At 43.8% G+C, this 14,030-nt stretch carries 15 protein-coding genes; 10 read left to right on the plus strand and 5 right to left on the minus strand.

From position 1 onward, the window contains the following. Positions 1-68 precede the first annotated feature (68 nt). Together mmuP and mmuM are read right to left on the minus strand one after the other, a co-directional pair. Complete coding sequence (gene mmuP, locus C6Y07_RS15165) at positions 69-1,472, minus strand: S-methylmethionine permease (RefSeq protein WP_060595450.1); 1,404 nt, start codon at positions 1,470-1,472, stop codon at positions 69-71. 46 nt (positions 1,473-1,518) lie between these two features. After that, positions 1,519-2,457: a homocysteine S-methyltransferase gene (mmuM, locus tag C6Y07_RS15170; protein ID WP_060595451.1), complete on the minus strand. Its 939-nt coding sequence runs from the start codon at positions 2,455-2,457 to the stop codon at positions 1,519-1,521. A gap of 335 nt (positions 2,458-2,792) precedes the next feature. On the opposite strand from mmuM, the gene C6Y07_RS15175 reads away from it, so the two are divergent. From C6Y07_RS15175 to C6Y07_RS19000, 4 genes are all read left to right on the plus strand, one after another. Further along, the gene (locus C6Y07_RS15175) at positions 2,793-3,623 is read left to right on the plus strand and encodes a YitT family protein (protein WP_034664484.1); all 831 of its coding nucleotides are present in this window, start codon (positions 2,793-2,795) and stop codon (positions 3,621-3,623) included. A gap of 97 nt (positions 3,624-3,720) precedes the next feature. Next, complete coding sequence (locus C6Y07_RS15180; protein ID WP_034664309.1) at positions 3,721-4,038, plus strand: PadR family transcriptional regulator; 318 nt, start codon at positions 3,721-3,723, stop codon at positions 4,036-4,038. After that, positions 4,031-4,618, plus strand: a complete 588-nt coding sequence (locus C6Y07_RS15185; protein WP_106037051.1) for a DUF1700 domain-containing protein — start codon at positions 4,031-4,033, stop codon at positions 4,616-4,618. The genes C6Y07_RS15180 and C6Y07_RS15185 overlap by 8 nt, the downstream gene beginning before the upstream one ends. After that, complete coding sequence (locus C6Y07_RS19000) at positions 4,615-4,785, plus strand: hypothetical protein (RefSeq protein WP_181185465.1); 171 nt, start codon at positions 4,615-4,617, stop codon at positions 4,783-4,785. The genes C6Y07_RS15185 and C6Y07_RS19000 overlap by 4 nt, the downstream gene beginning before the upstream one ends. A 13-nt stretch (positions 4,786-4,798) precedes the next feature. On the opposite strand, the gene C6Y07_RS15190 is transcribed toward C6Y07_RS19000, so the two are convergent. Further along, positions 4,799-6,016, minus strand: coding sequence for a multidrug effflux MFS transporter (locus tag C6Y07_RS15190; RefSeq protein ID WP_066031384.1), 1,218 nt, complete (start codon positions 6,014-6,016; stop codon positions 4,799-4,801). 214 nt (positions 6,017-6,230) lie between these two features. Between C6Y07_RS15190 and C6Y07_RS15195 the strand changes: the two genes are divergently transcribed. After that, the gene (locus C6Y07_RS15195; RefSeq protein ID WP_066031383.1) at positions 6,231-6,779 is read left to right on the plus strand and encodes a GNAT family N-acetyltransferase; all 549 of its coding nucleotides are present in this window, start codon (positions 6,231-6,233) and stop codon (positions 6,777-6,779) included. Between the two features lie 47 nt (positions 6,780-6,826). On the opposite strand, the gene C6Y07_RS15200 is transcribed toward C6Y07_RS15195, so the two are convergent. Next, a complete protein-coding gene (locus tag C6Y07_RS15200; protein WP_060595455.1) occupies positions 6,827-7,030 on the minus strand; it encodes a hypothetical protein in 204 nt (67 codons plus the stop codon). Between the two features lie 113 nt (positions 7,031-7,143). Here C6Y07_RS15200 and C6Y07_RS15205 point away from each other — a divergent pair, with 113 nt between their 5' ends. Beyond that, on the plus strand, positions 7,144-7,683 hold the full coding sequence (locus C6Y07_RS15205; protein ID WP_106156993.1) for a ribonuclease FAU-1 family protein: 540 nt from the start codon (positions 7,144-7,146) through the stop codon (positions 7,681-7,683). 40 nt (positions 7,684-7,723) lie between these two features. Here the strand turns inward: C6Y07_RS15205 and C6Y07_RS15210 are convergent, their stop codons facing one another. Beyond that, positions 7,724-9,355: a S8 family peptidase gene (locus C6Y07_RS15210; RefSeq protein ID WP_060595456.1), complete on the minus strand. Its 1,632-nt coding sequence runs from the start codon at positions 9,353-9,355 to the stop codon at positions 7,724-7,726. 168 nt (positions 9,356-9,523) lie between these two features. Here C6Y07_RS15210 and C6Y07_RS15215 point away from each other — a divergent pair, with 168 nt between their 5' ends. From C6Y07_RS15215 to C6Y07_RS15230, 4 genes are all read left to right on the plus strand, one after another. Beyond that, positions 9,524-11,005 carry an amidase gene (locus C6Y07_RS15215; protein WP_060595539.1) on the plus strand — a complete coding sequence of 494 codons (1,482 nt, stop codon included), beginning with the start codon at positions 9,524-9,526 and terminating at the stop codon, positions 11,003-11,005. A 37-nt stretch (positions 11,006-11,042) separates the two neighbouring features. After that, positions 11,043-11,606, plus strand: coding sequence for a TetR/AcrR family transcriptional regulator (locus C6Y07_RS15220; protein ID WP_034664477.1), 564 nt, complete (start codon positions 11,043-11,045; stop codon positions 11,604-11,606). 80 nt (positions 11,607-11,686) lie between these two features. Further along, on the plus strand, positions 11,687-12,709 hold the full coding sequence (locus C6Y07_RS15225) for a quercetin 2,3-dioxygenase (protein ID WP_106156995.1): 1,023 nt from the start codon (positions 11,687-11,689) through the stop codon (positions 12,707-12,709). Between the two features lie 150 nt (positions 12,710-12,859). Further along, the gene (locus C6Y07_RS15230; RefSeq protein WP_106037056.1) at positions 12,860-13,993 is read left to right on the plus strand and encodes a zinc-dependent alcohol dehydrogenase; all 1,134 of its coding nucleotides are present in this window, start codon (positions 12,860-12,862) and stop codon (positions 13,991-13,993) included. Positions 13,994-14,030 lie beyond the last annotated feature (37 nt).

A 14,030-nucleotide genomic window follows, 5' to 3' on the forward strand; every position in this document is an offset into this window, starting at 1 on the left:
CAATGTGTGTTTCTTTTGCTAGCGATATCCTTTTTTGTCAAGTTGTTTATACTTTAAAAAACCTGGTGCTATACACCAGGTTCTTCTCGTTTTTTCTGAATCCAAGCTGTCACATAATAGGCAGCATAGCAGAGCGCGATGAAAGGAATGCCGCAGATGAGGGCAATCCGCTGATTTGGATCAAAGGCAATACCGATGACAGATGCAAAACACAGGAGGAAGGCAGCAATTGGAACCACTGGATAGAGCGGGGTTCGAAAGGAAAGATCATGGAGCTGTCCGCCTTCCTGTAAAAAACGTTTCCGAAACATCAACTGTGACGCAGCAATCCCCATCCACACGATTACAACGGCCAGTCCAGAGATCGAAACAAGGACAAGGTATACCGTTTCGGGTGCGATGACACTTGATAACAAAGAAAGAATACCGCCGATCATACTTAAAATCAGTGCATTCAAAGGAATTCCTTTTGATGTCAGCTTTGCAAGTTTCTTAGGCAGTGTCCGTTCCTCAGAAAGTGACCAGAGCATACGGGATGACGCGTATAGTCCAGAGTTTGCAGCAGATAAGATCGCTGTCAAAATGACAAAATTCATGAAATCTGCGGCATATGGAATCCCGATTCGATCAAACACCACAACAAATGGACTTTTGATCACCCCGGCTTCTTCCACTGGGATCAAGCCGGCTAAGACCACGATCGTTCCAACGAAAAACAGGACAAGACGCAGTACGGTTGTGCGAATCGCTCTTGGAATGGTCTCGTCAGGATTGACGCTTTCACCCGCAGCAATTCCAATTAACTCCGTACCTGAAAAAGCAAAATTGACGGCTAGCATCGTCATTAAAATTGGTAAAAAGCCGTTTGGGAAAAGTCCGCCTTCTCCAGTGAAGTTAGAAAAGAACGGAGCGGCCTCACCGCCCTTTAATGGAATCAAGCCAAACATCGCAGCTCCGCCAAGGATAATAAAGAGAATAATAGCCATTACTTTAATGCTGGAAAACCAAAATTCCGATTCTGCAAAGAACTTAACTGTAAAAGCATTGAGTAAAAAGATGAGAAGAGCAAAAACGCCGCTCCACATCCAAACCGATGTGTCTGGGAACCAGCGCTGCATTAAAAGGCCTGCCGCTGTAAATTCCGAACCGAGTGCCACTGTCCATGTCAGCCAGTAGAGCCAAGCGACTGTATAGCCTGTGCCGGGTCCAATGTATTTTGTTGCATACGTATGAAAGGCCCCTGTAACCGGCATTGCGACAGATAGCTCGCCTAAACAGAGCATCACGAGGTACACAATTAATGCCCCGACAAGATAGGCAAGAATCGTTCCTGCGGGTCCTGCCTGATTGATGGTATACCCAGAGCTTAAAAAGAGCCCTGTTCCAATAACGCCGCCTAGAGAAAGCATGAACAGGTGGCGGCTCGTCATTTTTCGTTGATATTGTTGTGACTGATCTTTTGCTTGTTCCATGTCTTCCCGCCCTTTTGCTTAGAAGTATGTGTGATGATTCGTGGTGCTATGATGTGGTTTGTTTTAAGATGTCCGTGATATCTTCTGGGGTCGTCCGGCAGCAGCCGCCGATGATATGCGCGCCGTCTTTGTACCATTGATGCGCACATTCACCAAATGTATGCTGAGATGTATCCCCGCTCCATACCTTTTCTTCAGGATCATATAATTCTCCTGAGTTTGGATACACGACAATCGGCTTGCTCGTCCCCTTTTTCATCTCTTGAATGAGAGAAGAGATAAATTGCGGCGGCGTACAGTTTACACCAACAGCAGCGATCTGTTCATAAGGTTCCAATGCTTGTACACATTCTCTGAGCAAATCACCTTCACTAATATGAAGGTCATCCTTCGCGCTGAAAGTAATCCAAGCACATACACCACTGAATTCATCTTGCAGCAGCTTTGCGATAGCCGTTGCTTCAATCAGACAAGGGATCGTTTCACATGCAAGAATGTCTGCACCAGCTTCTACTAATGCCTGAATTCTTGGTCTGTGAAAATCAATAAGTGCCTGCTCCGTGAGTCCGTAATTTCCCTTATATTCTGAACCATCAGACAAATAAGCGCCGAATGGCCCCACAGATCCTGCGACAAATGGTTTTGTCCGCCCTTTACGACGCGCTTCATCCTGCCAAAAAAGATCGCGTGCCTCTTTTGCTAAAGTGACAGATCGTTTCATTAGTTCAATGGCTTCTTCTTTTGTATAGCCTTTTTCAGCGAAGCCATCAATCGTTGTTTGGTAGCTCGCTGTTGTGGCACAGTCAGCTCCGGCTTGGAAGTAATCCAAGTGTACTTGCTGAATCAATTCTGGCTGTTCAATGAGTATTTTGGCTGACCATAAACGATCGTTTAAATCGCAGCCCTTTCGTTCAAGCTCCGTTGCAAGTGCACCGTCTAAAACCAAAGGTGCGTGAGGCTGTAAACGGCTTTGAATAGGATTCATCGGAAACGAACACCCTCCTTTTTAGTTGGAAATGATGGATATGATATGAGGCAGTAGTTTAAATGACTAAAGTGTTTTTGTCAAGGAGAGGAAAAAGCATGATATCGCGGAAAAACCTTGAAAACATGCGGGTTTCGGTGCATAAACATGCAGTCAAAATAATAGAAAACCAAGTCATTGACAGCCTCTAAAAAGAGATATATATTATGGAAAGGTTCATTTCAGAAAGCTTCATCAAAAGGCGCTGTCTTTTGATTTTTATTTTGTCCAACGACTGTCTTCTTTCGTGCAGAAAGAGGGTTTTTTATATGCTTAGAAAAGGAGGAAAGAAGAAATTGAAAAAATGTGTAAAAGATTTGGCTATGATTCTGATTGGTTCTTTTTTATTTGCTGCAGCAGTGAACATGTTTGTCATTCCACTTGAATTTGGTGAAGGCGGTGTAACGGGGCTGTCCATCATTTTCTATTATTTGTTTGAAATTGCACCATGGCTGACGAACCTGGTGTTTAATGCCATCCTGCTGCTTGTGGGTTATAAATATTTGGACAAGAAGACGACGATTTATACTGTGGTTGCCGTCGCAAGTAACTCCCTATTTTTACACCTGACCACAACATGGGTCGTGAATGTACATGAATTGATCATTGGAGCGATTTTCGCAGGAATTATCATCGGTATTGGAATTGGTCTTGTGCTAAGAGCAGGCGGTACAACGGCGGGTTCTGCCATACTCGGAAGAATTGCCAACAAGTATTTAGACTGGAACGTGAGCTATGCCATCTTGTTCTTTGATCTGATCGTCGTATTTGCTTCCTACTTTATTATTGGTGCGGAAAAATTAATGTTCACCATTGTGATGCTGTACGTGGCAACAAAGGTGATGGACTTCGTGATAGAAGGGCTTAACACGAAAAAGGCAGTAACGATTATTTCTTCATGCAAAGATGATATTGCTGAAGAAATCAATCACACTTTGGATCGAGGCGTGACGATTTTAAACGGACGCGGTCATTATTCAAAGGAATCGAAGGAGATTCTCTACGCAGTCATTCAAAAGCAAGAGCTCATGCGCCTAAAGAAAATCATCAAGAAAATTGATCGAGACGCATTCGTTGTTGTCCATGACGTGCGTGATGTGTTCGGAGAAGGATTTGTGAATATATAAACCTGAAAAGACCTTAACCGGGTCTTTTTTTATGCTCTATACCTCTTGTCACATCATACTATGTATTGTATAGTATAAATGGTTAGGAGTTGTAATCATGAATGCACAATTAAAAAAAGGTTTGCTGGAATTCTGTGTACTGGCGGTATTAAAGAAAGGCGATTCCTATGGTTATCAAATTATTAAAGATATGTCCCATTGTATTGAGATTTCAGAATCGACATTATATCCGATATTAAAGCGGTTAGAGCAAAACAACTATGTGGAGACCTATTCCCAGGAACATAACAGTCGATTAAGAAAGTACTACCGAATGACAAATAGCGGCCGTGAGCATATGGCGCAGTTTTTAGCGGAATGGGATCAAGTAATGGCGATTTACGACTTTATTTCTGGAGGACAGGGCAATGAATAAAAAAGAATTTTTAGCCAGCTTAGAGAAGCACCTGCATCGTCTAGGCGAAAAAGAAAGTGATCGGTTCATCGAATATTACGATGAAATGATCGAGGATTATCAGGAAGATGGCTACAGCGAACAGGAAGCTGTTCATCAAGTGGGTCAGCCTTCAATCATCGCTGAGGGGATTATGAAGGAACAAGGAATCAAAACTGCTCAGGTGCCGACGTTCGGAGAAAAAGCTACAAGGCTTTCCATTCTCATTTTGGGCTTTCCGTTATGGGGAAGTATTTTAGCAACGGTCTTTCTGCTGATTCTTTCTGTCTATATGGTGGTTTGGTGCGTTCCGCTCGTCACAGGTGCATTGACGCTCACTGGTCTGCTCGGAGGTTTTTGGAGCATCATTGGTTCTCCATTTATTTTTCAGGACGGTTTGCATGTGGTGGTGACGCAGGTTGGAGTGGGTATTCTTCTATTAGGTGTCGGATTATTATGCGGCATAGCCACGGTGTATTTGACAAAGCTATTTGTTCAAATGACTGTTCAAACCACTAAGGCATTCATGGGAATGTTTAAAAAGAAGGTCGTGAGAATATGAATGTGAATGATTTAAAAAAGCAATGCATCAAATGGGGGATCATCTTCACCGTTGTCGGAGGAATGATCATGGCAATTGGTTTTGGACTATCAGGCTTTGACCTAGATGCATATCACAACAATGACCAGAACAATGTGTTCCGCACTATCAATTGGAACAAGCCATAAATGAAAGACCCGCTTATGCGGGTCTTTTTTTCGCTCGAACCACAAAGAAGAAATAACAGCAAAGTGCACCTAGTTCACAAAGCATAATGATCAGGCCCATTGGAAAGGCTGTTTGGCTTCCCGCTAGTCCGACAAGAGGTGTCATGCATGCGCCTAGCAGCATTTGTGCCACCCCGATAAGGGCAGCTGCACTTCCTGCATGCGCTCCGTGATGCTGCATCGCAAGAGACGGCGCGGACGTACCGACAATTCCGACGCTTGAGACAACAAAAAACAATGGAATGAGAATGCCATACAATCCTGCATCAATGGAGATCATCAAAAATAAGGTGACGCCGCCTAAGGCAGCTGTCAGCAATCCAATGCGAAGAACTTTCTCTTCGCCGATTTTTACAGCGACACGGGCAAATACTTGTCCAGCCATGATGATGCCAAGACTGTTCACTGCAAAGGCAGCACTAAATCCTTGTGGAGAAAGGTGGAAAAGATCCTGGAGCACAAACGGTGAGCCAGAAATATAGGCAAACATCGCTGCGAATACAAGACCCTGCGAGAGGGCATACCCAACAAAGAGACGATCACTCGCTAAAATTTTCATGGCACCAACAATCTGTTGAAAGCCCCCAGTCTGTCTGCGCTCCACAGGTAAACTTTCTTGTAGTGAAAAAATGGATCTCAGCAGCATCAAGGCCCCGAGAATTCCTAGTAGAACAAATACACCCTGCCATGTTGTAAAGCGTAAAATCTGTCCGCCCACAATAGGTGCCGCTGCCGGAGCAACCCCGTTGACCAACATCAGCAGTGCAAAGAATTTCGTCATTTCTGATCCTTCATAATGATCTCGCACAATGGCTCGTGCAATGACAATGCCAGCTGAACCAGCGAGCCCTTGAATCAATCTTAAGAGGATGAACATCCAAATCGATGTGACTACCGTACATAAAAGTGATGAGGCTATAAAAATGATTAAGCCGATCATCAGCGGTTTTCTTCTGCCGATCGTATCACTAATAGGACCTGCAATCAGCTGTCCAAGCGCCAGTCCAATAAGACAAGCCATAAGACTTAATTGGGACAAAGCCGTGCTTGCTTCAAAATCACGCGCAATATTAGGCAAAGCAGGTAAATACATATCCATTGCAAGCGGTGCAAGGGCTGTTAAAGACCCAAGCAATGCAGCAAGGAGAAATCGATTTTTTTTCGATTCTTGGGGATAAGATAAAGAACTCATATGATCACTACACTCCTCGTATACTTCCTCAAAACAGCATAATGAATCAAGCGTTCCTTTTCAATAGAAATTTTCAAAGATGGATTCCGTGCAAAATGATTGATCTTTCGAATGAGACTCTTTACATTGAATGAGTAGAGAAAAGAACAAGGTCATCGACATGCAGTATTTGCATGATACGTATATCTAGCAATAAACAACAGGAGGTGCTGACATGAAGCAGCAAGAGCTGATCATTCGTCAAGCAGTCAAAGAAGATCATGAAGCGATCAGGCATGTACTAATCAAATCCTATTCACAGTATGAGCCTCAATTTACAGAGGAAGGCTGGCAAAATTATTCTGCTGCGCTTGCAGCAGCTGTAGATAATCCGAACATGGAGCTGATGCTTGTGGCGGAGCTTGAAGGCAAGGTCGTGGGGACGCTTCAAATGTTTCGGTCATCAGAGCAAGCGTATGACAAACCCGAAATGGGCATTACATCAGCCATCGTCCGGTTTTTAGGAGTAGATCCCGATGTTAGGGGAAAAGGAATTGCAGAGTCATTGTTACGTAAAAGTATTGAACTTACGCAATCATGGGGCGAAAATGTCCTGTATCTTCATACATCTGATAAAATGCAGGCTGCCATTCGTCTATATGAAAGAATGGGCTTTGAGCGTGCACTAGATAAAGAATTTGTGAATCAAAATGGGACGCATGTCAAGAGCTATCAATATGTTATCCAGAAAGAACAGCCGGCAGGTTCATCACATCACTCGTAATAAAAGGAAGAGCACGTCCTTCAGGGACAGCTCTTCCTTTTTTCAATTTATGCCCACAGTACAAGCGCCCAATATGATACCAACCACGAGATTAAACCGAACATAACAAAGAATTTTAACATGCGCTCATAAGGAGAAAGCTTTCGTTCTCTCTTCGTTTTCACCAGCCGCCAATAAAGGGCATAGCCGCAAAAAATGAGGATGATTTGTCCAAGCTGTGTAAGGTTTTCAAGAATCGTGATTCCGTTCATTTATTTCACTTCATCATAGGTCTTCCATAAGTAAATGCAGCAACCCTTTATTTCTTCAAAAAAAATCGGTGTATACTGGAAAGAGAGAAACTAGATGCAGAGGGAGTTGTGACATGTTGTTTTCGCTACGTGCGGATCGTTGGGATGAAGTAATCGAGAGGAAAATCAAATACGATCAGAAGGTCGTGGAATATACTTGTCAGCTGTTAGACGCACAGGAGCAGCAGGCTGTGCTGTTTCACAAGATCGAAGACACGTTTACGATGAGGGCAGGTGATGGTGCTCTGACCATTCCAAAAGGGAGCTATACGACCGCTTATTATTGGAAGGATCGACCTTACAATATTTACTTCTGGAGGGATGATCAAGGGAAGGAACTTGGGTCTTATTTTAATATTGTGGGGAATACATGGTTCAACGGCCAGCTGGTCATATTTGAAGACCTCATTATTGATCTTCTCGTTCTGCCGAATGGTCATTTCTTTGTGTTGGATGAAGATGAATTGCCGGAGAGTTTAGCGGTTTTTGAACAAGGTTTAGTGCGCCAGGCATTAGAGGGTGTGATGGCTTCGTTAGAAAGCATACTTGATCAAGTGAAGGCAGATGCCGAAGGAAAATATCATCACAGCTTGTTTGCGCCGATGTTGAAATAGAAAAAACGATTCCTTTCAGGCGAGGAATCGTTTTTTTCTGTCAAACCTTGATACGGTTTAATCGTTTCTGTAAGTTGGTTTTCGTTTTGGAAGCTTTTAGCTGTTTGACAGCGGTTTGAGCCGCTGCTTTTGTTTTCTTTGTTCGTTTGGCTTCCGCTTTTTTGACCTTTTGTTTGGCGTCTGTCACTTTCTTTTGATAGGCGACCTGTTTTTTGACTTTGTCGAGCCGGTTTTGCAGACTTGTTTTTTCTTTGCCTTTGTTTAGCTTTTTGATAGCCGTTTGGGCGCTTTTAATGGCCCCTTGTGTTTTGCTTTTTTCGGCTGTTTGAACCTTTGCACGTGCGGAACGGATATCAATGGTTCCTTGTACCTTTTTCACCCGTTCGGTGAGTGCTGTTTTTTGTTTACTTGCAGTGAGTCTGCCAATTCTCGTTTTGGCTTGATTGACATCTGCCTGCTTTTTAGATGTTTCGGCTGTTTTGACAGCGCTGGTCGCAGCCTTCAAAAAGCTTGATTGTGGTATATATTGCATGCGGCCATAGCCGAATTGTGGATCCCTTCCTTTTGCGCCAAGATCCACTGTATAGCTGCGCAATAAGGTGCGAAGCTGTACATTTGTTTTCTTCGGATGAAGCTGTTTCAACAGTGCCAGCATGCCTGTGACATGCGGTGCAGCTTGTGATGTACCTGTTGCATACCAATATTCATTCTTTAAATAAGTGCTAATGACGTTCTGGCCAGGGGCAGAAAATTCAATGCCTTTCCCTGTATTTGAGAGAGACGCGAGTTTGTCTTTGTCCGTCGTTGCAGAAACGGCAATGACGCTATTGTACGCGGCAGGGTAGCTAATATAATTCTTCTTCCCATCATTCCCGCTTGCAGCGACCACAAGCAGTCCTTTTTTGTATGCCGCATCCACTGCTGAATGCAAGATGGGGATATTGTCTTCAAAACTTAGGCTTAAATTCATAATATCCATCTTGTTGTTAATGGCCCAATCGATTCCTCGAAGCAGGCTGTACAAGTCGCCTTCTCCCTTTTTATCTAACACTTTTACAGCATACAGCTTCGCACCAGAAGCGACGCCGACTGTGCCATAATCGTTATTGAGCGCACCAATCGTGCCTGCGACATGTGTGCCATGCCCTTGATCATCTTTATAGGAAGTTGTGTACTTCACAAATGATTTCCCGCCGGATATCTTTAAATCCTCATGTGGAGAAATACCAGTATCTAAAACAGCTACCTTCACATTTTTCCCCGTGACGCCTTCTTTTATCGCTTGCTTTACATTCAGCTTTTGCAAGTTGTAAGATTGTTGAACCAAAAAATTCTGACCCGTAGCGGCAGCGGTTTTTTTCATAGTAGAAGAAGCGAGTTTAACCTTTATGTTTTTTGAGACATAAGCGATGTTTGGATCTTTTTTGAGTGAGGTGACCGCTTGTTCATCTGCTGTCACAGCGACAGCGGGAAGATGTATGTACTGAGCGTTCACTTTTTCACTTTCTTCAATAGCCGTTTGCTTTCCTTTTTGGTTTTTATAGACGATGATGATATCTGTTTCTTTTGGCGGTGCAGCTGCCTGCGAATGGTAAGGCAAGGCAGTTGTCAACGCAAGAAGAAACGCGATGACTACGACGATTTTCTTTTTCAAGGCGATAGCCCCTTGCATACGATGACCTCCGTCTTTTTTTCTCTATTATATCGGAGAAATGAGAAGGATGGTTAGAAGAATCATATTGTTTGTCAGAAAGTTTTTTTATAAGTAACCTGAAATTGAAATTCATACAAATCTAGTAGACAATAGAGAGATCATAATAAGAGAAAGTAGGACATGCTGATGAACGTAAAAGAGTATATGACGTATGATGCGACTGGCTTGGCAGCACTTGTACGGAATAAGCAGGTAACGCCAGACGAGCTTGTACAGGCTGCATTTGCTAGATTGAATGAGGTCAATCCTGAACTAAATGCGGTGATTCAGACAAGACAAGATCAAGTATTAAAAGAAATCAAGACATTACATACGAATCAGCCGTTTGCGGGCGTTCCATTTGTACTGAAAAATATATCGCAAGGGATGGAAAATGAACCGCTGACAGCAGGTGCTGCATTGTTAAAGGATGTAAAGGCAAAAACGGACTCCCACTTTGTCCATCGATTGAAGCAGGCTGGATTTCTCATGATGGGGCATACAAACACACCAGAATTCGGTTTAAGGAATGTAACAGAACCTTCTTTACATGGTCCAACGAGGAACCCTTGGCATCCTGACTATTCCCCTGGCGGTTCAAGCGGCGGGACGGCAGCAGCTGTTGCAAGCGGCATCGTACCGGCTGGTGGAGCAAGTGATGGCGGTGGGTCCATTCGGATTCCAGCATCCTTTACAGGTTTGTTCGGTCTCAAGCCAACGAGAGGAAGAACGCCGGTAGGACCAGGCGCAGGAAGGCAGTGGCAAGGGGCTTCCATTGATTTTACACTCACAAAAACAGTGCGGGACAGTGCAGCCCTTCTTGATCTGCTTCAAGTCATTCAGCCTGAAGCGGCTTTCCAAACGCCGTTATACGACGGCAGCTATCAAGAAGATCTAGTGAAACGTACATCTTCTATGCGAATTGCTTACAGTATAGAATCTCCAGTAGGTACGAAGGTTAGTGAGGAAGCGAAGCAGGCGGTTCAGCAAACAGTGAAATGGCTGAGTGACCAAGGGCACCAAGTAGAAGAAGCGAAGCCGGCAATTGACGGGATCCATCTGATGCAGCAATACTACGTCATGAATAGCGGAGAAATGTCTGCATTATTCACGTCCTTGGCTCGTTCATTAGGACGTCCAGTCAATCCGGAGGAAACGGACATCGTCGCATGGGTGCTGGCGGAGGCTGGCAAGAATGTGACCGCTGCTGCTTATACAGAAAGTCTTGATGCGTGGGATATGGCGGCTGCACAAATGGCATCATTTCATCAAACGTACGATCTTTTTGTGACACCAGCTACTGCCTATTCAGCTCCAAAGGTTGGTGAGCTGATGCATTCGAAAGAGGAAATCACTGAACTTTTACGTGTGTCATCCCTCTCAATGCAAGCGCAGCAGGATCTCATTTATGACATGTTCTTAAAGAGTCTGACCTACACACCATTTACACAGCTTGCCAACTTAACGGGTCAGCCTTCTATGAGTGTTCCTGTTCATCTCACTGAAGCGGGCATGCCTTTAGGGGTACAGGTGACAGCACCAAAGGGAAAAGAGGACTGGCTGCTTCGGCTTGCAGCAGAAATGGAGACATCCTCGATTTGGAAAGGAACAAATCAAATCATACGTTGAAACGACATTTGTCTATGGAGGGAAAGGAGTGTCACACGTGAGTACGAAGGACAGAATCATTCAAACGGCTGCACTTCTTTTACGAAAACAGGGGTATCATGCGACAGGATTGAATCAAATTATTAGAGAGAGCGGCACCCCTAAAGGATCTCTTTATTATTACTTTCCAAACGGAAAAGAAGAGCTAGCCATAGCAGCCGTTGAATATATTAGTCAAAAGGTCATCGATCGAATTGAAGAAAGTTTTGCCTATTCGGATGACCCTTATATCGCCATCGACCGTTTTATGACAAACATCATTCGGGGATTTATGGAGCAAGAAAGTGAAAGAGGGATTCCGATTGTCTTGCTGGCGGCAGAATCCAAGCCAGAACATACGCAGCTTCATGCTGCATGCAAACAAGAAATGATCCGCTGGCAAGAGCTTGTGAAAGAAAAGCTAATGAACAGCGGATATGAAGAAAACAAAGCGGATGAGCTGGCTTCTCTCCTTCATTCAATGGTGATTGGGGGTCTATCGATGACCACAGCACTCAAACAAACGACCCCGTTAGAACACGTAAAGTGTTACCTTAGACACTTATTTATGCGAGAAGAGTAAAATCTCTCGCATATTGTCTATCTATTATATCAATTGGTCTATATAATAAAGATAGTCAATTAGTCATGAGGAGTGATGGGATGTCGGAGCAACCGCAATCAATCAAGCAATCCGAAGATACCTATTTTTATACCGTGTCTGGTTCAGGGAAGCTGTATGGGCTGGAAAATCAGCTTGTTCATGTACTGGCAGAAGCAAATCAAACGAATCAGCTGTTTGAGCTTGTCTTAATCACAGGTGGGAAAGGAGCTTATTTTCCACTTCATTGTCATGAGCACTTATTTGAAACCATTTTCATGCTGGAAGGAAAGCTTGAAGTGATACTGGACGGTAAAAAATATATGGTCACAGCCTTCGATTATATTCATATCCCGCCTAAAACGATTCATGGCTACAGAATGCATAGTCACAAAACAAGGTTTATTTCATATACGTTGGGCGGACAAATGACAGATGTCTATCAGCAAATTGGGAAGAGGCTTCAGCAGAACGAATGGCTGATGACTGATCATGCTTTCGATGCAGCCAGCTTTGAACAAGCTGAAAAAGAAAGCGATCTCATATTGATGCATGGTATCCGGCAGCTATCAAATACAACCAAGCCCTCCGTTTTATTTCATAGTCAGCTCCCTCAGGCGGTGCAGCCCTATGTATTAGAGGCTGGTGAAGGGAAGCAATATATCGTGGATGGTCAGCTTCATGAGCTGATCGCAACAACAGAAACAACTGGAGGCGGGTTCAGCCATTTTGTGATTGAAGGCGCGAAGGGAAAGTATTTTCCTCCGCATTATCATCAAGTACATACAGAAGCACTCTATTGCGTTGAAGGAAAAATGAACCTTCAATTGAACGGAGAGGATATTTGCCTGATGCCGGGTGATTTTGCCTATATACCGCCGGATACGATTCATTCTTATGAATTCGTTTCCCATTCTAATAAATTTTTGCTTTTACTGCTCCCTGGAAAGATTGAGCAGTTGTATGAGCAGTTTGAAGAATCACAAAGCCCGAGTATATGTCCTTATTTTATTCAAGAAGGGAACTTTATGATCGATCGAGAGACTTCCTCTCAATATGATTTGGTTTTTGTCGAAAAAGGATAAATATGTAACGCGTTACACATGATTGAATAAGCGCCTGTCGAACCCATCGACGGGCTTTTTTGTTTTTCAAATATTCCTGATCTGATGCATGAACCATCCATTCCAGGTGAAGCTATGTACAGATGATTTTCGCTAAAGGAGGAAATGCATGTGAGAGCTGTTACTTATCAAGGAAAAAATAGTATTGCAGTGAAGAAAGTAGATGCGCCATCTATTCAAGATCGGGAAGATGTGATCATACGAATTACATCAACAGCAATTTGTGGATCTGATTTACATTTGTATCAGGGGAACTTCCCGCTTCCAATCGGCTATGTGATTGGGCATGAGCCAATGGGGATTGTGGAGGAAGTTGGACCGGATGTCACGGTAGTAAAAAAGGGAGATCGTGTCGTTATTCCATTTACCGTTGCATGTGGTCAATGCCAATATTGTCATCATCATTTAGAAAGTCAATGCGACAACTCAAACCCGCACTACGATTCGGGTGGGCTTTTTGGATATAGTGAGAAATATGGGAATTATCCTGGAGGACAGGCAGAGTATTTACGCGTGCCTTTTGGAAATTACACCCCGTTTAAGATCCCAGATGATTGTGAGCTGGAGGATGAACAATTACTGTTCTTATCGGATGTTCTTCCAACTGCCTATTGGAGCGTGGAGCACGCAGGTGTGAAAAAAGGTGATACGGTCATTGTGTTAGGCTGTGGACCTGTTGGGTTAATGGCGCAGCAATTTGCATGGCAAAAAGGGGCAGAACGTGTGATTGCGGTCGATTACATTGATTACCGTCTGCGACATGCAAAACGGATGAGCGGCGTAGAAGTATTTGATTTTACAGAAGATCCCGACATGGGAGAAACGTTAAAGGAGCTCACCAAGGGTGGAGCCGATGTTGTGATCGATTGTGTGGGAATGGACGGGAAGAAGTCACCGCTTGAAAAAATTGAGCAGAAACTCAAGCTGCAAGGCGGAACGATCGGACCGATTCAAATTGCTACAAAAGCCGTCCGTAAATGTGGAACGGTGCAGATGACGGGTGTGTACGGCGGCCTATACAATATGTTCCCATTAGGTGCCTTTTTCGCAAGAAACGTCACCCTGAAAATGGGACAGGCTCCGGCGAGAGGCTACATGTCAAAGCTCTATCAAAAAGTGACAACCGGTGAAATTGATCCTAGAGCGATCATCACACATCAATTGCCATTAGATGATGCCGCTCATGCGTATCACATATTTAACGAAAAACAGGATGATTGTATAAAGGTCATCTTAAAGCCATAAAAAGAAGGCCCTCAGCATGTAGACAAACCCTCGCATT

It is taken from the genome of Bacillus sp. LNXM12-1 (genome assembly GCF_003004375.1).
Lineage (GTDB): Bacteria > Bacillota > Bacilli > Bacillales > Bacillaceae > Bacillus.